Genomic DNA, 18,058 nt, shown 5'->3' with positions numbered 1-18,058 from the left:
ACGGGGTGGATGCGGCACCGGTCGTGCCGCATCCACCCCGTTCCTCAAGGCCGCTACTTGCGCGGCGGGTTCGCCGGCAGCCAGTCCTCGAGTCGGGTCTCGAAGATGGTCGCGCCTTCGACCGGGATGAGCGTGCGCTCCTCGATCACGGCGCCGTAGTAGGGCGCGGTGTCGTCGCGCACGACCGTGCGTGGATCGTCGCGGAAGGTCAGTCCGCGGCGTACAAACTCGTCCATCCCGAACTGCTCAGGTCCCGCGATCTCGATCTCGCCCACCGGATCGCCCGCGGCAGCGCGTGCCACCGCGGTGGCGACATCCTCCGCGGCCATCGGCTGGATGAGCGCACCAGGAAGCCGCACGGTGTCGCCCTCCGTGGAGATGTCGGCGATGCTGCCGAGGAACTCGAAGAACTGCGTCGCATGCACGAGCGAGTACGGGATGCCCGACTCGCGGATCAGCTTCTCCTGTGCGCTCTTCGCCGCGAAGTAGGCGATGTTCTGCGGACGATTCGTGCCGACGATCGTCAGGGCGACGTGGTGTCGCACACCGGCTTCGCGCTCCGCAGCGATCAGGTTGCCCGTCGACGTCTCGAAGAACTCCAGGACGGCCTTCTCCTCGAACGAGGGGGAGTTCGCCACGTCCACCACGACATCGGCGCCGGCAAGGGCATCCGACACGCCTTCGTTCGTGATGGTGTTCACGCCGGTGCTGGGCGCAGCAGCGATGGCGTCGTGGCCGTGCTCGCGAAGCTTCGCGACCACCTTGGATCCGATGAGACCCGTGCCGCCGACGACGATGATCCTTGCCATTTCCGTACCTCTCTTCACGTTGTTCGGCGCCTGTCGACGCCCTGCAGTGTTGACAAGAGAACGGGCGTCGTTGTGACGGCGACGTGCATCAGTTGCGATTCCAGTGCGTGAGCTTCGCCTCATTGAGCACGGCCCACAGCGACTTCACGCGCGGGCCCTGCGCCGACACGGCGACGATTCCGACGACGCGGTCGTGCGAGCGGATGACGATCCCCGGCGTCGCATTGACCTCGCCGAGCGCAAGCGTGCTGCCGGGCAGCTCGTCGCGCACAGCGAGCAGCGCGGATGCCACGGCCAAGGATCCCGTCGCCGGCGGCACGTCCACCATCGTGCCGCCGCCGTCCACGGTGAGCGTCGCGCGCGGATGCAGCACCTCGATGAGCTCCGACAGCTCGTCGCGCTCCCACGCGTAGAGCAGCTCTGCGACGGGCGTGCGTCGCGATTTCCACGTCTTCATGTTCAGGCCATCGAGACGTGGCGGAGCTTGTCCGGGCTCATCACCCAGAGCAGGCGGGTGATCCCCTGAGGCGACACAGTCACCGTGAGGGCGGTGGTGACGACGCCGTCCTCGGAAAGGGTGACGCCGGGACGTCCGTTGATCTCGACCCAGTCGATGGACTTTCCCGTCCAGAAATGCGACGAGAAGGCCGCGACGAACTTGGCCACCCGCAGGGCTCCAGCCACGGGGATGCGCGCGGCGAGCTTCGCCCCGTTCCCATCCGTGAGGCTGACGATGTCGGTGACGAACAGTCGCTCGAGCTCGTCGACGTTCCCCTGCTGGGCAGCGGCGAGGAACGCGGTGAGCAGCCGTCGCTGATCTGCCGTGTCGACCTGGGCTTTCCGCTCCGACTGCAGATGCTTCTTGGACCGGCTGACCAGCTGACGGGCGGCGGTTTCCGTGCACTGCAGGATCTCGGCGATCCGCCCGTACGGATAGTCCAGCGCCTCCCTCAGAACGTACGCGGCGCGCTCGGTGGGGGTCAGCTTCTCGAGCAGGAGGAGGACGGCGTACTCCAGCGCCTCGCCGCGTTCGGCGCCGAGCGCTGGGTCGTTCTCCGTGTTCACCGGCTCGGGGAGCCAGGGTCCGATATAGGTCTCGCGGCGGGTGTGCGCCGACTGGAGCGAGTTGATCGAGAGGCGAGTGGTGATCGTGGTGAGGAACGCGGCCGGCTCCTTGATGTCGGCGCGGTCGGTGGTCTGCCAGCGGATCCAGACCTCCTGCAGGATGTCTTCCGCATCCGCCACGCTGCCCAGCATGCGGTACGCGATCCCGAACAGTCGCCGCCGCGACCGCTCGAACTCCGCTGCCGCCTCGTGTACTCCGAACTGCTCCGTTGCATCCATCCGTCGTGCCGCCCTCATTCGTTCCGATCGAGAAGAGTTGCGGGGTGCCCGCGGCTCGAGGACCGCGCACACCCCGTTCGCCTGTGTATCAGACACCGCTGGTCTGGGGGCGGAGGGCGGATGCGTGGAGCCACCCGTCGAACGTGGTCGGCGCGAGCGTCGCATCCGGTCCCGGGAGCAGGTCGCGCGTGCCGAGTCGCACGTCGAGGTACGTTCCGAGCACGTCGGGCGCAGTCTCCCGGGGATCCCTGCCCAAGTGGCGTTCCCTTCGCGCGATCTCCGCGAGGCTGAACACCTCGGGCCCGGCGAACTCCATGGTCCCCTCCACCGCCGGGCCGCACGCGACGGATGCGAGCACGGCGGCGACGTCATCCGCCGCCATCGGCTGGATCAGGATGTTCTCCAGCGCAACACCGTCTGCGTCGATCGCTGAGGCGCTGATGCCGCGCACGAACTCGAAGAACTGCGTCACCTGCACGATCGAGTGCGAGCGCCCTGAGTTCTGGATCATGAGCTCCTGCTCCGCTTTCGCGGTGAAGTACCCGCCGAGGTCGCCGGCCAGGCGGTCGGAGCCGACGACGGACAGGGCCACGTGGTGCTTCACGCCCGCCTCATCGCCGTAGGTCAGCAGGTTCTGCGTCGACGTGGCGAAGAACTCCCTGGCACCCTCTTCATCGGAGTACGACGCGTTGGAGACGTCGACCACGACCTCCGCGCCCTCCAGGGCCGCCTCCAGCCCGTCACCGGTGAACGAGTTCACCCCTGTCGACCGTGCCGCAGCCACGACCTCGTGATCCTGTTCGCGCAGCAGACGCACGAGCTTCGTGCCGATCAGTCCCGTGCCGCCGACCACCGTGATCTTCATTGCTCACTCCTTCTTCTCTGGTTGATTCCCAGCTCGCCCGAGCGGACGAAAGCTCTTCTGACAGGTCTGACAGGACGAGTCCTCGATCTGTGACAGAGATCTGCGACAGAGAAGTGCGAATCGCCGGATATCGCCGCGGCCGTCACAAGCGGAGCGCCTCCGCTGTCTCAACTGATGTCGCCGGCGTCCTCCGAACCCGGCGCACAATCCATGTTCGGTCCATCGGCAACGCACCACAACGAATCGAGGAGAGACAATGAACGACCAGAAGCCCACCATCGTCCTGGTGCACGGCGCCTTCGCGGAATCCGCATCCTGGAACGGCGTCATCAGCAGGCTGCACCAGCACGGCCTGCACGCCGTCGCAGTGGGAAACCCGCTGCGCAGCCTCGCGGGCGACGCCGCCTATGTGCGGGATGCCATCGCATCCGTCGGCGGTCCCGTCGTGCTGGTCGGCCACTCCTACGCCGGACTCGTCATCACGGAGGCTGCGGCGCGGAACGAGTCCGTCGCCGCGCTCGTCTATGTCAACGCCTTCGTCCCCGAGACGGGACAGAACGCGTTCGATCTCTCCACCAGCGAGCCGGGCAGCACGCTCGGCGATGCGCTCGATCCGCGAACGCTTTCCACCGGCGACGTCGAGTTCGTCATCCGGCCCGACCTGTTCCGGAGCCAGTTCGCGGCGGATGTCCCCGAGGATCAGGCGGCACTCATGGCGGCCACTCAGCGCGCGGTCACCCAGGCGGCGCTCACGGAGCCGCTGCCCACCGATCGGCCGGCCTGGAAGGACATCCCGTCGTGGCACGTCTTCGCCGATGAGGACCGCAACATCCCGGTGGCCGTGCACCGTGCAGGCGCTGCGCGTGCTTCCTCGCGCGGAACGACGGAGCTCGCGGGCGGATCCCACGCGCTGGCGGTGTCGCAGCCGGACGCCGTCGCGGCGGTGATCGCGGAGGCATCCGTCGCCGGGTTGGTGCCGACGCAGGCGTGACGTGGAGCGGCGGCGCCCCGGCTCCGGCACTGCGGAATCCAGCCACTGGTCGGCTCGCGTCACAATGGTCAAAGGGCTGAGGCCCTCGCCGACGCCGATCGAGAGGATGCGCACATGCAGGGATCATGGTTGTGGATCCCTTTCGCCCTTGTCGCGGTCGTCGTCGCGATCGTCCTGCTCTCGTGGGCGGCGCGGCGGAATGTCCGTCGTTCCGGCCGTCGTCCCGGGGCCGGCGGTGTCGCCGCTCCGATCAGATACACGGCGCATGCCAGGGAGCGGATGCTCCAGCGCGGCGTAGACCGGCAGCAGCTCGAATCCGTTCTGGCACGGCCGGCACGCGTGCTGCACGATCCCGCGGAGAACAGCGTGCGACTCGAGGGCGACTTCGACGGACGCGTGCTCAAGGTGTGGGTCGCCGAGCCGTGGCCCAGTGCGGGCGAAGCGGTGGTCAAGTCGACGGCGTGGACGTACGTGGCCGAATTCCGGATCGTCCCCGGCGCAGTCGGACGCGTGAAGGGCAAGGGAGGGCAGACCATCCAGGCGATCTGCCGCGAATCCGGTGCCCAGATCGCCGTGGACCGCAGCGGAGCCGTGCGGATCACGGCAGGGGACAAGGCATCCGTGGAATCCGCTCGGCGGAAGATCATCGCGGCGGCGGATCCGGGGCACAAGCTGTCTGCCCGCACTCGGGGCGCACGGTAATCTCGATCTAGCACTCTTGTGTGACGCTTCGTGGCCCCCGCGCGGCCCGGCGGACGGTGAAGCCTCGCCGCTCGTTCTGTACGCGCACCGCGTGCGTCGTCGCGATCGGCTGCCCACGCGCACCCGCTGTCCGAGGCTCTGGGCATTCGATCAACCCACGGATGAGAGACTGTGGGAGCTCATGCAACGACCGATAGGAAGATCATGACCGACAACGGACCCGACCTGAGCGGCGACTGGGACCTGGACCCCGCCCACACGCGCATCGGCTTCTCCGCCAAGCACGCCATGGTGGCGAACGTCCGTGGTGCGTTCAACGAGGTGACGGGCACCTTGCACGCCGACTTCGCCGACCCGGAGAATTCGAAGGCCGAGGTCGTGCTCAAGGTGGCCAGCGTCGACACACGCAACGACCAGCGCGACGAGCACCTGCGCAGCGGGGACTTCTTCGACGTGGAGCAGTGGCCGGACATCACCTTCCGCAGCACCCGCATCGAAGAGGTCGGTGAGAACGCGCTCGTGGTCTCCGGCGACCTCACGATCCGCGACGTCACCAAGCCGCTCACGATCCCGATCGAGTTCACCGGTGTGCAGACGGATGCCTTCGGTGCGCTCCGCGCCGGTTTCGAGGGCACCCGACGCATCGACCGTCGCGAGTTCGGTCTCGAATGGAACATGGCTCTCGACCAGGGTGGCTGGCTCGTCTCCGAGAAGATCACCCTCGAGTTCGAGATCTCGGCGATCAAGCGCGAGGCTCAGGCGGCCTGACGGGCGACGCCGGAGCCCGTTGCGCGGTGATCGAGAGACTCGGAGAGCGGATGCCGTGACGATCGTCGAGATCGCCGTGCAGGATCCCGCCGGTGCACGTTCCGCCTTTGCGGCCGGTGCCGACCGCATCGAGCTGTGCCAGGCGCTCGGCATGGGCGGCCTGACGCCCTCGCCGGGTGCCGTGGACCGCGTGATAGAGGCGTCAGACGGACCGGAACGGATCGGCGTGCTCGTGCGCCCGCGCGGAGGCGGATTCGTGTACGACAGCGACGAGATCGCGGTGGTGAGTGCGGACATCCGCTTCCTCGTCGAAGTCGGCATCACCAGGATGATCGTCGGAGCGCTCACTCCGGACGCACGCATCGACGTCGACGCGGTGAGGCGCTGGCGAGAGGCCGCGGGCGACGCGCATCTCATCTTCCACAGGGCGATCGACGCGGTGCCCGACCCCGAGTCCGTGGTCGAGCAACTCGTCGAGTCCGGCGTCTCCGGCATTCTCACCTCGGGAGGGGCGGAGCGCAGTGTCGACGGCGCACCCGTGCTGACCAGGCTGGTGGAGCGCGCTGCCGGACGCCTGGAGGTGGTCGCCGGCGGCGGCATCCGCATCGCCGATCTTCCGATTCTGATCTCGACGGGCGTCGACGCCGTGCACCTTTCGGCTCGCACGCGAGTCACAGCCACGGTCGCGGGGCCTGGCGGCGGAGCGGATTCCTACGACGCGACGGACCTCGCGACGGTGGCCGCCGTGGTGGGCGCGACGCGCGGCGGCGGTCGATAGACGCAGCCCGCCGGCAGGCGATCCCGGCGTGTTACCGTCGGACCGGCCGAGCGGCGGATGCCGTCGCGGGCCGTGAGGAGAGTGAGCCGAGTGTCCGTTCCGCGTGGTGTCGCGTTCTTCGATGTGGACGAGACGTTGGTGTCCGTGCGCACCCTCGAGTCGTTCCTGATGTTCTATCTGAAGCGCGTGCCGACGATGATCTCGCTCGAGCGGCTGCGTGAGTTGCGGGATCAGGTGCTCGAGCTGGATCGCACCGAGTTCAACCGCGTCTATTTCGGAATCTGGGCCGGCCAGCCGGAGGAACAGGTGCTCGAGGCCGGACGCGCCTGGTACGCAGAGGTGTCGGCTGTGCCCGGCTTCTTCAGAGACAACGTGCTGCGGCTGCTCCGCGATCATCGATCGGCCGGCGACCACATCGTGCTCGTCTCCGGATCCTTCGACGGCCCGTTGCGCGCGCTCGGCGACGCCCTTGGCATCGACAGGCTGTATTGCACCGAGCTCGAGGTGACGGACGGCCGCTACACCGGGCGCATCAGCCAGGCGATGATCGGCGACGACAAGCGGCACGCCGTCGAGGACTACCTGCGACCGCTCGGCGACGGCGTGCGCAGCTGGGGTTACGGCGATCATCCGAGCGACCTGCCGCTGCTCGAGCGGGTGACGGATCCCGTCGTCGTGGGATCCGATCCGGCGATGCTGGCCGTCGCGGCCGATCGGCACTGGACAGTGCTGTCGATCGACGTGCCGCTCGCCCCTCGGGGCTGATCCGGCACCCTTCGACGTGAGCGCCTTTGGCCGAGACCCAAGTGGCCCTCTGCCGGGGGGCAGGGGAGACCCGCTGAACGCGGTACGGTGATCGCAGCCACGCAGTATCGCCCCGAAGGACCTTCAATGCCCTCGATCTCTGCGGCGCTGCACGAGTTGCTCGGAGAGCGCGACCTCCCCCTGGAGTCCGTGTTGCAGCGCCACTTCACTGACGACTACCGCCAGAGCACGGGCGGCGAATGGATCGATCGAGCGGTCTTCGCCGAACAGATGACGCAGCTGCGCGCCTTCGTCGATCACGTCGACATCGAGGTCGTCGCCGAGGTGGCGCAGGGTTCGGCATATGCCGAGCGGCACATCATCCGCGTGACGCAGCCCGACGGATCCGTTCTCGCCCAGGAGGCCTTCGTCTTCGCCTCTGTCGCCGACGACGGCCGGTTCAAGAGCCTCGAGGAGCTCGTGCGCCCTGTTCCGGCGTCCTGAGGGCCTCGGCGACGCCGGGCGCCGTCGCACGATTGCTACGCTTCGAGCATGGCATCGATCGGAGGCGGACACGCGGTCGTCATCGAGGACGACGAGGGCATCCGCGGGCTGATCGCCCTGGTCCTCGAGCAGATGGGCCTCAATGTGGTCGCCGTGTCCAACGGCACCGACGGGGTGGAGCAGGTCGGCGAGTGCGATCCGATTCTGGTGACCCTCGACGTCAGCATGCCGGGCATGGACGGCTTCGAGACCGCGAAGCGCATCCGGGCGATCAGCAGTGCGTACATCATCATGCTCACTGCGCGCGACGAGGAGATCGACGCCCTGCAGGGGCTGGGTGCCGGCGCCGACGATTATGTGCTCAAGCCGTTCCGTCCCCGCGAGCTGCGCGCCCGAGCCGAGGCCATGCTCCGTCGGCCGCGCGTGGTCGAGGGTGCCCCCGGAGGGTCGGCCGATGTCCCAGCGGCCGTGTCGGATGCTGATGGCGTCTCCGACGCCACAGCACCGACACCCACCGTCGTGCTGGAGCACAACGGGGTGATCCTGGATCCGGCGACGCACATCGTGCGACGGGAAGGGCGCGAACTCGACCTCACCCGCAGCGAGTTCGAGCTCCTGCAGGCGCTCCTCCAGTCGGGTCGCACGGTGCGCCGCAAGGACGATCTGGCGCGCATCCTTCGCGGTGACGCGTATGTCGCCAATCCTTACGTCAGCGATGCCGACCGGCGCGGCGTCGAGGTGCACATCGGAAACCTGCGCAAGAAGCTCGAGGACAACGCGGCGGCGCCCTATCTGATCGAGACGGTCCGCGGCGTGGGATATCGCTTGGCTGCGCCGCGTGATCCGAACGAGAATTAGGGCCGGATCCGGGCGAACACCAAGGCATCGACGGCGCGGAGAGCGCGACCATCGAAACCTTTGACACCCATTAGGGTGACGTTCACTATCGATATGCGCGAGAGGCTCGATAAGTCGACGGAATTCCCGTACCCTGAAAGCTCCACACAGGCGCCGCGCGCCGTGATGACGGGCCACATTCGGGTTGAGGCACGTCTTTGGACAAGGGGGGAGGGGGCGCCTTCATTCGGGTTGAGGGCGCCCCCACATCCTTGTCGCGTTGAGCGATCACTCCAGTGTCTCCTCTCTGTCGACAGGAAGGCCGCGGGGACGCCTCAAGAGTCCCTCAGGAGAATCGAAATCACGGCGCAGACTGGTTGGGCGACCGCTCCGCATCGGCGATCGTGGAGATCGATCTCCGCGGAGGGCGGCACGCCGCGACCGTGAAGGAGGTCGGCACGACGTCCACAGAGAGGATCCCGATGGCCGAGTCGTTGCACCGGCACCGTGCGTCTGCGGTGACCGGCGAGGGCGACGGGCCCGACGTGTCCATCCTCCCGCTCACACCACTCGCGGTCGCAGCGGTGGAGCGGGCCGTTGGGGCTGCCGGATTCGGAGCGGAGGTCGTCGTCATCCGGGATGCCGCCGAGGCACCATCGCGTGGCCCCATGCTCGTGGTCGCCGATTCGCTGAACGACCTGGATCCCGAGACCCTCGTATCGTCGGTGCACCGCGACTACCTCCTGGTGACGGATGTCCCGCAGCAGCTCTCCGTCAGGGTCGGCCTCCTGCGCGAGCGTGCGCGCCGCCGACGCGACGAGCTGGAGCAGGCGGAGGAGCTGCGCGGCCGGGCCATGGCCCTCGCGTCCGAGGTGCACGCCGCGAGGACCGCGACGGACCTTGCGCGGGCCGCGAGCGACGGCGTGCGCTCGGTGTTCGGAGCACGGGCCGCCGTCGTCCTGCTGCCGGCGGACCCGGACGCCGCAAGCGGGGCGCACCCGCTCATCTGGGTGTCGCCGGGCGGAGCCTCGGATGCAGACGCCGCCGTCGCGGATCGGCTGCGCTCGCGCAGCGCCCAGATCGCTGATGCGGCGTCGCGTGACGCCTCGAAGGTGGACGGTCCCACGGTGGAACTCTCCGTGGAGGACGGCTCGGCGCTCGTCGGCGGACTGTTCGGGCCGGAGGCACTGCACGGCATCTTCGCACCGATCGAGCCGGGCGGTGCCGCGAAAGGCGCCCTCGTGCTTGCGGACGGTGCTCGCGCGCCCCGACGCACATCGTTCGAACGCTCGCTCGTCGCTTTCGTCGCGGCCCAGATCGGCCGTGCGGTCTCCGAGCTCTGGCTGAGCGAGCGGCAGCAGCGCACCGAGACCGAACTGCAGCGGCTCGTCGAGGAGATGGGCGATCTGGGCGTGGTCGTGCGTTCGGTCGCGGATGCGGTGAATGTCGGCGTGCTGTTCTACGACACCGAGAATCGGCCCGTGCTGCACAACCGGATGCTCGCGCGGCTGCTGACGCTCACCGGATACGATCCGCAGACCGGCCGGAGCGACCATGTGTACGCGTCGGACAGGAACACGCGCGTGAAGCGCGGCAAGAACATCCTCGCCGAGACCCTGGAAGGCGACGAGCGCGGTCTCATCTACTGGATCGGGGACCCGCGGGGCGAACAGCGTGCCGTGGTCACCGAGGCGCACACCATCACCCGGCCGGACGGCGAGCGACTCGGCTCCGCCGTTGTGACGTACGACGTGACGGACCTGGCGAACGCGATCGAGATCCGCGAGGAGTACCTCGCGACCGTGTCGCACGAGCTGCGCACTCCGCTCACCTCGATCGTCGGCTACCTCGACCTCATCGACGACGGATTCGACGTGGAGGCACTCGGATTCGGCAAGGAGTTCCGCACAATCCAGCACAGCGCTGACCAGATGCTGGCGCTCATCCGCGACCTGCTCAGCACGAGTACGAGCGATCTTGCGCTGCGGATCGAGCCGATCGACCTGGCCGCACTGCTGACGCAATCCGTCACCACGTTCCGCCCGGTCGTCGAGGCGCTGCATCAGACGCTCGACCTGCACGTTCCGAACACCACGGTTCTCGTGCATCTCGATCGAGGCAGGATCAAGCAGGTCGTCGACAACCTCATCTCGAACGCGTCGAAGTACACGGCCGAGGGCGGCCGGATCCTGGTGCGGCTCGAGTTCGACGACGAGTCCGTCGTGATCTCGGTCGCCGACAACGGCCGCGGCATCAGCAAGTCGGATCAGGCGCGGCTCTTCGACCGCTTCTTCAGGGCGCGCGATGCCCGCGACGCCGCGATCCAGGGCGTCGGCATCGGACTGACCATCGTCAAGACGATCGTCGACGCGCACGGCGGCACGGTCGGGGTCGACAGCGAATTGGGGCGCGGCACCGTGTTCACCGTGCGGCTGCCGATCCGCGCCGAAGCCAGCCCGCTCCGCACGCTTCCGCTGAGGCCCTGAGCTCACGAGTGCGGGGGTAGAGCGGACCGTGCACGAGGAGATCCGCTGACCAGTACTGTTGAATCACCTCGCCCGGCCGCGGTCGAAGAGGCCCGAGACGATTCGCGGCCGTCATCGTTCGTCCGCGCCACCCTCGACGCGAGCGGGACACGTTAAGGTGCGTTCACGTGGCACTCATCGATCACAGCGCTGCCCACCGTTCGACCCGGTCCGAATTGCTCGTCTGGGGCATCGAGCATGTCGCGGGGCAGATGTGGTGGGCGGATGTCGAGATCCCTCGAAGCCACTGGCTGTGCCATCCGGCTCCGTCGCGGGTTCCGGTCTCGCTGCTCGCCGAAGCCTTCCGCCAGGCCGGGCTCGCGATCTGCGTCGTTGGCCTGGAGCTGGGCCAGTCCGTGCAGTTCGTGGTCTCGAGCATCACCGTGAACGTCGAGGCCGAGACCCTCGAGTTCCCCCGGTTCGGCGCCGTGACCGGACGCCTCGAGGTGGACTTCGCCGAGATCCAGCTGCGCAAGGGCGTTCCGCACATCCTCGAGGTCGACTACCGTCTGCCTGGCGTCGCCTCGGGGCACGTGAGTGCTCGCGCGCTCTCCGATGCCGACTACCGTGCCATCCGTCGCAACGCGCAGCGGCTCGGTGACGACATCCGTGGAATGTCCTCCCCGCTCATCACCGTGACGGGACGAGCGGATGACACGCTGCAGGCCCGTCTCTCCGTCGACGAGTCCGACCCGTTCTTCTTCGACCACCCGGTGGACCACCTCCCCGGAATGCTGCTGCTGCACGCCGCAGCGCTGCTGCACGAGGATGTCCACGGCGCTCCGCCGCGCTCCCTCACGGTGGGCTTTCCCGCGTTCGGTGAACTTCGTGCAGAGACGACGATCGAGGCGACGCTCGCTCCCAGCGGACTGGAAGTCGCCTTCGTTCAGGGAGCGCGCACGATCGCCACGGCGGCCACAGGCGTCCAGCGGCCGATCGTCGATGCGCGGTCGGAGGGAGTCTGAGGCTCGTCGGGCCGAAGTCCGACCCTCGCACGCGAAGGGCCTGATGCTCGCGCAAAGCCCGAGCCGGAGCCCCCGGGCGCTGGGTCCGTCCCGCGTTCGGGTCATTGCGGAAGACGGGCCCAGCACCTCACCGCGACGCTCGAACCAGCGTTCAGCGGGCTTTGGCGGCACCATCGGTGCGCGCCATTGTGGGTTGAGGGCTTCGCCGCGCGATGCGCGACTCGACCTATCCTGCCAACGTGATGGAGAGGGTTCCGCGGGATCGCCTCAAGATTTGCTCAAGCCTGATCGAAGTGGTGAACCGGGCCTGTTTCCACGCCGTGTGGGCGCCCGAACGAGCCCTGTTGGTGTCCGCTGAGCAAGCCACGGCCCATTGCCCGGGCTCGAGCCCAGTGAGCGAGCAGAGCGAGTCGAGGTGCGGTGTGAGCCGACTCGCTGGGCCCGATCAGGGAGCCGTAGTGGGCAGACCGTTCGCCCCAAGGCGTTGAGGCATGGCTCCTCACACTTCGGTGACGCGTCCGTCCTTGATGCGCAGTCGCCGCTCCGCCCGACGCGCCACGGCCGAGTCGTGAGTGACGATCACGACCGTGAGGAGGCGCTCGCGCCACACCTTCTCGAGGAGCGCCATGATCTCGTCACGGGTCGCCTCGTCGAGGCTGCCGGTCGGCTCGTCGGCGAGAAGCACATCGGGCTCCTTGACCAGGGCGCGTGCGATGGCGACGCGCTGCTGCTGGCCCCCGGAGAGCTCGCTCGGCCGGTGGTCTGAGCGATCGGCGAGACCGACGGATGCCAGCGCCTCGGCGCTGCGTCGTCTGCGTTCTGCCCTCGGCAGGTCGTCCGTCGCGAACGCGGTCTCGACGTTCTCGATCGCGGAGAGCGTCGGGATCAGGTTGAAGCCCTGGAAGACGAAGCCGATCTCCGTTCCGCGCACCTTCGCGAGCGACCTGTCGGATGCCCGTGACAGGTCCTGCGAACCGAGCATGACCGTTCCGGAGGTGGGCCGGTCGAGCGCGCCGAGCATCTGAAGGAGCGTGGACTTGCCGCCACCCGTAGGGCCTTGGATGGCCACCAGCTGGCCGCGTGGGATCTCCAGATCGATGCCGCGCAGCGCCTGTACTGTGCGTCCCTTCTGCTTGTACGTCTTGACGACGTCGCGCAGCGAGTATGCGACGCCGAGGGTGTCGCGCGTGGATTCGGACGGGATCTGCAGGGTGTTGGTCATGAGACGCTCCTTGGCTGTGTTGCGAAAGGGTGGATCGGAGGGGATGGAGTCGTGATCGTGCGGGACGCCCGCGGTGGGCCCCGCGGTCGCCGGACCGGCCGGCAGTAGCGCGAGGCTGCGGGACGGCATCCTCAGGCCACGCTCCGCAGCGCCTCGGCCGGACGGAGCCGCGACGCCCACCAGCCGCCGAACGCTCCGGCGATGAGGCCGCCGAGCACCGATAGGCCGACTGCGATCAGGATGATGCCCGCCGTCAGCGGGACGTGCAGCGCGATCTCGCTACCGCTCTGCGCGGCACTGGCTCCTCCGCCGGGGAATCCGCTCGGTGCTCCGGCGGCCGCTCCTGCACCGGACCGTGCGCCGCCACCAGACGGCGCTCCGCCGGAACCGACGGAGAGGGTGGGCGAGATCCAGTTCACGATGAGGATGCTCGCGATGCCGACGAGGGCGCCGACGGCACCGCCGATGAGGCCGTTCACGAGGGATTCGCCGGTCACCTGACGCACGACGTGGCCGTTGCTCCAGCCGATGGCCTTGAGCGTGCCGAACTCCCGAGTCCGGCGACTGACACCGGAGATCGTGAAGAGCACCGCGATGAGGAAGGCCGCCGCGAGCACGAGCAGGGAGAGCCACGTACCCAGGTTGGTCACCAGTGCGGAGACCGTCGAGAGTGATCCGGAGATGCTGGCCGCGAGATCCGCCTGCGTGTTCACTGTGGCGCTCGGGAGAACCTTCTCGAGCGCGGTCTTCAGCGTGGAGACGTCGCCGGCGGAGACTGCCGTCACGTACACATTCGTGATCTTGCCGTCGAGGTCGGCGACCTTCTGCGCCGTGTCGAGGGGGATATACGAGTTCGAGGCGGTGGTCGAGGAGGACGAGGTGGACTTCACGATGCCGACGACCTTGAAGCTGGTGTCGCCGATCTTGACAGTGTCGCCGACCTTCTTGCTAGCGCTTTTCGCGTAGCTGCTGTCGAGCACGACGTTGTCTTTGCCGGAATCGGTGGAGCTCAGGTATCGGCCGCTGGTGGGCGTGGTCGAGCTCATCGGGCCGACGCTGCGGGTGTCGAGCGATATGCCGGTCACCGTGAACTGGTCGATGCCGAAGGAGCTGGGGCCCATTCCGCTGCTGCTGCTGCTGCCGCTGCCGCTGCCCGATGGCGGGGTCGTCTGCGACTGCGAGCCGCTGGAGCCGTCGCTGCCGGAGCTGCTGCCCTGCTGGGCGATCTGGCCGGAGAACGTGCTGTTCTGCAGTGACAGAGTCGCGGTCGCGGCCTTGACGCCATCGACGGCTTTCACCTTGGTCAGTGCCGATGCGCTGTACGAGGCGGATCCCATGGCCGTGGAGAGCCTGCTCTGCGAGAGGCTGGTGCTTCCGTCGCTGCCGTTGCCGTTGTTGCCGGATCCGAAGTCGAAACGCTGGTTGCCTGATCCCGGCTTTGCCGTCTGGGAGATCGTGATGTCGGTGCCGACACCGTTCACGGACTCCAGGGCCGTTGCTTCGGCATCCTTCACACCGGTCGAGACGCCGTTGACGAGGATGACGAGCGCGATCGCGAGCGCCATGCCTACGGCGATGATCACGGTCTGCTTCTTGCGATTGCTCAGCTCGCGTCTGAGGTAGGTGAGGAACATCGGGTTCTCCTTCGGAAACGTCTGGATGCCGCGACGGGCGTCGGGTGAGCCGCCGGGACACATCAGAACCGTAGGAGGGCGACTTTTCCGGGCCCCATCCGGAGCCTTGGAGGCGTCACAGAAAGCGTTCGAAGAATGTCCGGTCACCGTTCGGACAATCCATAGCAAGGCAGGAGGATCAAGCCTGCAGGAGCCTCGTCTTTTCGTCCTCGTTCCTCCGACTCGTCCCTCCGCGTCCCTCCTCTCTCTCGCCCCTTTCCTGCGAGACGCCAAATAGCGCGGCTACGGAGGAGTTGTCGTCGCACTATTTGACGTCTCGGGCGGCGCAGGGTGCCGGTGCGGTACGAGAAATGGCAGCCCCTTTCGGGACTGCCATTCGTGAATTCGTGGAGCGGATGCCGCTGAGCGGCTCGCCGAGACCTCCGGCTACTTGGGCGGCGTGAGCTCGGCCGCACGCACGGCGACCAGCTTGTCGACGGCGTCCTGCAGGCGTTCGGATGCCGGGCCATTCTGTTCAGAGTGGTCGTGGACGATGAGTCCGAACGCCGCCATGACGAGGGTGACGGCGGTCATGGCGACCTCGTGGGACGGCGAGCGCTCCTCGGCCAGCTGCACGAACTGGTCGCGCACGTTCGTCATCCACTGCGTGAAGGCGGGCATCAGCTCCGGGCGACGATGGATCATCTCCTTCATGCGGAGACGGTCGAGCCGGGCATCGGCGGGCTCACCGACGAGGTGGCACAGCGCGGGAACCAGGTCTCCGGTCGCAGCCCTGAACTGATCGATGATCTCGGGTGAGATCGCCGTCTCCGGAAGGCCAAGCGCCGCGGCGGCCTTCGACGGGAAGTAGTTGAAGAACGTGCGCGGCGACACGTCGGCCTGCTGGCAGATCTGCTCGATCGTGGTGCCGTCGAGACCGTTGCGGTCGACGAGATCGAGCGCTGCCTCGTGGATCGCCTGCCGGGTGTGCTGCTTCTTGCGCTCTCGCAGGGTGTCACCGGCTGGCTGCTGAGCGGTGGTCATGATGTATCCATTCTGGCGTGTTGCCACCCGGGACGGCCGCACAAAAGGCCGTCCCGGGTGTGCGATCACGCGCCTTGGAGCTGGATCGAGCCGGTCTCGCTGAGGCCGGCGGCATCCGCCTGCTCCTGCAGCGCCGACGTCTTGCGCAGCGGCGGCACCTTGAAGAACCAGGTGAGGATGAACGCGAGCAGGATCACGCCGAATCCGACCCAGTAGACGGTCACGACCGACTGCGTGAATCCGACCATGAACGGCTTGCTCAGCCGGCTGTCAGCGCCGTTGAGGAACGACGTGTCGCTGGTCGAGCTCGAGGCGCCAGACGTCTTGGCGTCGTTCTTCTTCAGCTGCTTCTCGAGCGTCGGCGTGAGCTGGTCGACCCAGTGCGAACGCTGGTTAGCGCTCGACCAGTCGACCTGCACCTGACCGTCCGTCACAGTGGCGTACGCCTTCTTCGCGACGACGCCGAGCGCTGCCTCTTCAGCGGCAGGGGTCGCGGCGGTGACCTGCTGCTGGATGACCGTCGATGCTGCAGCCTCCGGGATGACGCCGGCGGCGACCTGCGCGTTGACGGCCTCGGTCACCTTCTCGGTCACTGCCGTGACTGCTGCGGCCTTCGCCTGGTCCGATGCCGCGTCGAGCTGCTTCTGGACGTTGGTCTCGATCGGGGTGACGATCGGGTTCCAGAGCTGCTTCATGATCGGCTTGTTCTCCGCCTTGGCGGCCACTGCCGGGTTCAGAGCTGCGTCGAGGGCCGAGCTCAGGGTGGACTTGTCCGCGGTGGCGTGGATGATGTTCGCCGGCAGTACCGAGAACAGCACGGACAGCATGATCGCCGTGCCGAGCGTTCCACCGATCTGGCGGAAGAACGTGGCCGCACTGCTCGCGACGCCCATGTCCTGCGGCTTCACCGAGTTCTGGCTGGCGAGCACGAGCGACTGCATCAGCTGGCCGAGGCCGAGGCCGATCACGAACGTGCCGATCATGAGGAACCACAGGGGGCTGTCGTACGTGAGGAATGTCATGATCAGGAAGCCAACCGCCGTGAACAGCGTGCCGGTCACCGGGAAGATGCGGTACTTGCCGGTGCGCGCGACCAGCTGGCCCGATCCGAGCGACGCGATCATCAGGCCGATGACCATCGGGATCATGGCGAAGCCGGATGCGGTGGGCGAGAGGCCCGTGACGATCTGCAGATAGAGCGGAATCGTCATCATGGCGCCGAACATGCCGAATCCGACAAGCACGCCGATGACTGTGGCCATCGAGAACGTGCCGGAGCGGAAGAGCTTCAGCGGGATGATCGCGTCGTCCTTCATGAGGGTCTCGACAATGATGAAGGCGAGGATGCCCACTGCGCCGATCACATAGCAGGCGATCGAGCCCGCCGAGCTCCAGCCCCACTCGCGGCCCTGCTCCGCCACGAGGAGGAGCGGCACGAGCGCCACGATGACGGAGGTCGCACCCCACCAGTCGATGCGCGGCTTCTTCTTCGCACTCACCTTGGGTAGGTGCAGGAACGTGATGACCATCAGGAGGGCGACGATGCCGATCGGCACGTTGATGAGGAAGACCCAGCGCCAGCCGGTGATCCACAGGATCGAGTTCGCGCCTGCGAAGATGCCGCCGACGAGCGGGCCGATCACCGAGGAGATGCCGAACACGGCGAAGAAGTACCCCTGGTACTTGGCGCGCTCACGGGGAGCGAGGATGTCGCCCATGATCGCCAGCGGCAGGGCCATCATGGCGCCGGCGCCGATGCCCTGGAAGGCGCGGAACGCGGCCAGCATGAGCATGGACGTCGAGAACGACGACAGCAGCGAACCGATGACGAACACGACGATGCCGAAGATGAAGAGCGGACGCCGACCGAAGATGTCGGACAACTTGCCGTAGATCGGCACCGAGATGGTGGAGGTGATCAGGTAGGCCGTGGTGACCCACGCCTGCTGGTCGAGGCCGTGGAGGTCGTCACCGATGGTGCGGATGGCCGTGCCGACGATGGTCTGGTCGAGCGACGACAAGAACATGCCGGCCATGAGGCCGTAGATGACGAAGAGGATCTGCCGATGGGTCATGATCGGCTTCGATCCTGGTGCGGACCCTACGGTCTGCACGGGAGCGGTTGCGGTGGACATGCCAGCCCTTCGAGTGACGGTGGTTCGGGATGCGACCGGCACCCATAGCCGTTCGTCGGCACCGGGCGCCGACGTTGGCGGGCAATTTCTTGCAGGCGGTGCAACATTACGCTCGACGTGCACATTGTGCAAGTTTGCCATCGCGCAAGTTTGCAGGCGCTGCATGAATAATCAGCAGATTCTCAGCCTCGCCGGGACAAGCCATCGCGACC

General features: G+C 67.4%; 17 protein-coding genes. 9 read left to right on the top strand and 8 right to left on the bottom strand.

Annotation, left to right across the window (positions count from 1 at the left end):
* Nucleotides 1-53 precede the first annotated feature (53 nt).
* The 4 genes from HII28_RS08965 to HII28_RS08950 form a co-directional block, all read right to left on the bottom strand.
* Nucleotides 54-809, bottom strand: a complete 756-nt coding sequence (locus HII28_RS08965; RefSeq protein ID WP_170025090.1) for an SDR family oxidoreductase — start codon at nt 807-809, stop codon at nt 54-56.
* 88 nt (nt 810-897) lie between these two features.
* On the bottom strand, nt 898-1,266 hold the full coding sequence (locus tag HII28_RS08960) for a hypothetical protein (RefSeq protein ID WP_170025089.1): 369 nt from the start codon (nt 1,264-1,266) through the stop codon (nt 898-900).
* Between the two features lie 2 nt (nt 1,267-1,268).
* Entirely contained in the window at nt 1,269-2,153 is an 885-nt protein-coding gene (locus tag HII28_RS08955) for an RNA polymerase sigma-70 factor (protein ID WP_170025088.1), read from the bottom strand.
* 88 nt (nt 2,154-2,241) lie between these two features.
* Nucleotides 2,242-3,018, bottom strand: coding sequence for an NAD(P)H-binding protein (locus HII28_RS08950; RefSeq protein ID WP_170025087.1), 777 nt, complete (start codon nt 3,016-3,018; stop codon nt 2,242-2,244).
* Between the two features lie 256 nt (nt 3,019-3,274).
* Between HII28_RS08950 and HII28_RS08945 the strand changes: the two genes are divergently transcribed.
* From HII28_RS08945 to HII28_RS20710, 9 genes are all read left to right on the top strand, one after another.
* Nucleotides 3,275-4,009: an alpha/beta hydrolase gene (locus HII28_RS08945; protein WP_170025086.1), complete on the top strand. Its 735-nt coding sequence runs from the start codon at nt 3,275-3,277 to the stop codon at nt 4,007-4,009.
* A 114-nt stretch (nt 4,010-4,123) separates the two neighbouring features.
* Nucleotides 4,124-4,711 carry a KH domain-containing protein gene (locus tag HII28_RS08940; protein ID WP_170025085.1) on the top strand — a complete coding sequence of 196 codons (588 nt, stop codon included), beginning with the start codon at nt 4,124-4,126 and terminating at the stop codon, nt 4,709-4,711.
* 204 nt (nt 4,712-4,915) lie between these two features.
* Nucleotides 4,916-5,479 carry a YceI family protein gene (locus HII28_RS08935; protein ID WP_170025084.1) on the top strand — a complete coding sequence of 188 codons (564 nt, stop codon included), beginning with the start codon at nt 4,916-4,918 and terminating at the stop codon, nt 5,477-5,479.
* 55 nt (nt 5,480-5,534) lie between these two features.
* The gene (locus tag HII28_RS08930) at nt 5,535-6,257 is read left to right on the top strand and encodes a copper homeostasis protein CutC (RefSeq protein WP_170025083.1); all 723 of its coding nucleotides are present in this window, start codon (nt 5,535-5,537) and stop codon (nt 6,255-6,257) included.
* A 90-nt stretch (nt 6,258-6,347) separates the two neighbouring features.
* A complete protein-coding gene (locus HII28_RS08925) occupies nt 6,348-7,022 on the top strand; it encodes an HAD-IB family hydrolase (protein WP_170025082.1) in 675 nt (224 codons plus the stop codon).
* Nucleotides 7,023-7,148: 126 nt separating this feature from the next.
* Nucleotides 7,149-7,505, top strand: a complete 357-nt coding sequence (locus HII28_RS08920) for a nuclear transport factor 2 family protein (RefSeq protein WP_170025081.1) — start codon at nt 7,149-7,151, stop codon at nt 7,503-7,505.
* 48 nt (nt 7,506-7,553) lie between these two features.
* Complete coding sequence (locus HII28_RS08915; RefSeq protein ID WP_170025080.1) at nt 7,554-8,363, top strand: response regulator transcription factor; 810 nt, start codon at nt 7,554-7,556, stop codon at nt 8,361-8,363.
* Between the two features lie 461 nt (nt 8,364-8,824).
* Complete coding sequence (locus HII28_RS08910) at nt 8,825-10,828, top strand: ATP-binding protein (RefSeq protein ID WP_170025079.1); 2,004 nt, start codon at nt 8,825-8,827, stop codon at nt 10,826-10,828.
* A 167-nt stretch (nt 10,829-10,995) separates the two neighbouring features.
* Nucleotides 10,996-11,832, top strand: coding sequence for an AfsA-related hotdog domain-containing protein (locus tag HII28_RS20710; protein ID WP_170025078.1), 837 nt, complete (start codon nt 10,996-10,998; stop codon nt 11,830-11,832).
* 499 nt (nt 11,833-12,331) lie between these two features.
* Here HII28_RS20710 and HII28_RS08900 read toward each other — a convergent pair whose 3' ends face one another.
* From HII28_RS08900 to HII28_RS08885, 4 genes are all read right to left on the bottom strand, one after another.
* The gene (locus HII28_RS08900) at nt 12,332-13,054 is read right to left on the bottom strand and encodes an ABC transporter ATP-binding protein (protein ID WP_170025077.1); all 723 of its coding nucleotides are present in this window, start codon (nt 13,052-13,054) and stop codon (nt 12,332-12,334) included.
* A 131-nt stretch (nt 13,055-13,185) separates the two neighbouring features.
* Nucleotides 13,186-14,688, bottom strand: coding sequence for an ABC transporter permease (locus HII28_RS08895; RefSeq protein ID WP_170025076.1), 1,503 nt, complete (start codon nt 14,686-14,688; stop codon nt 13,186-13,188).
* A 426-nt stretch (nt 14,689-15,114) separates the two neighbouring features.
* Nucleotides 15,115-15,711, bottom strand: coding sequence for a TetR/AcrR family transcriptional regulator (locus HII28_RS08890; protein WP_170025075.1), 597 nt, complete (start codon nt 15,709-15,711; stop codon nt 15,115-15,117).
* Nucleotides 15,712-15,776: 65 nt separating this feature from the next.
* A complete protein-coding gene (locus HII28_RS08885) occupies nt 15,777-17,786 on the bottom strand; it encodes an MDR family MFS transporter (RefSeq protein ID WP_170025074.1) in 2,010 nt (669 codons plus the stop codon).
* Nucleotides 17,787-18,058: the final 272 nt, after the last annotated feature.

The sequence above is a fragment of the Planctomonas sp. JC2975 genome (assembly GCF_012985205.1).
Classification (GTDB): Bacteria; Actinomycetota; Actinomycetes; order Actinomycetales; family Microbacteriaceae; genus Humibacter.
The sequence above is the reverse complement of the archived record's forward strand: the minus strand, read 5'-3'. Positions and strand labels throughout refer to the sequence as shown.

Coding starts and splice junctions, on each gene's coding strand:
- HII28_RS08965 (WP_170025090.1), bottom strand. CDS start 809: ATGGCAAGGATCATCGTCGTCGGCGGCACGGGTCTCATCGGATCCAAG.
- HII28_RS08960 (WP_170025089.1), bottom strand. CDS start 1,266: ATGAAGACGTGGAAATCGCGACGCACGCCCGTCGCAGAGCTGCTCTAC.
- HII28_RS08955 (WP_170025088.1), bottom strand. CDS start 2,153: ATGGATGCAACGGAGCAGTTCGGAGTACACGAGGCGGCAGCGGAGTTC.
- HII28_RS08950 (WP_170025087.1), bottom strand. CDS start 3,018: ATGAAGATCACGGTGGTCGGCGGCACGGGACTGATCGGCACGAAGCTC.
- HII28_RS08945 (WP_170025086.1), top strand. CDS start 3,275: ATGAACGACCAGAAGCCCACCATCGTCCTGGTGCACGGCGCCTTCGCG.
- HII28_RS08940 (WP_170025085.1), top strand. CDS start 4,124: ATGCAGGGATCATGGTTGTGGATCCCTTTCGCCCTTGTCGCGGTCGTC.
- HII28_RS08935 (WP_170025084.1), top strand. CDS start 4,916: ATGACCGACAACGGACCCGACCTGAGCGGCGACTGGGACCTGGACCCC.
- HII28_RS08920 (WP_170025081.1), top strand. CDS start 7,149: ATGCCCTCGATCTCTGCGGCGCTGCACGAGTTGCTCGGAGAGCGCGAC.
- HII28_RS08915 (WP_170025080.1), top strand. CDS start 7,554: ATGGCATCGATCGGAGGCGGACACGCGGTCGTCATCGAGGACGACGAG.
- HII28_RS08910 (WP_170025079.1), top strand. CDS start 8,825: ATGGCCGAGTCGTTGCACCGGCACCGTGCGTCTGCGGTGACCGGCGAG.
- HII28_RS08900 (WP_170025077.1), bottom strand. CDS start 13,054: ATGACCAACACCCTGCAGATCCCGTCCGAATCCACGCGCGACACCCTC.
- HII28_RS08895 (WP_170025076.1), bottom strand. CDS start 14,688: ATGTTCCTCACCTACCTCAGACGCGAGCTGAGCAATCGCAAGAAGCAG.
- HII28_RS08890 (WP_170025075.1), bottom strand. CDS start 15,711: ATGACCACCGCTCAGCAGCCAGCCGGTGACACCCTGCGAGAGCGCAAG.
- HII28_RS08885 (WP_170025074.1), bottom strand. CDS start 17,786: ATGACCCATCGGCAGATCCTCTTCGTCATCTACGGCCTCATGGCCGGC.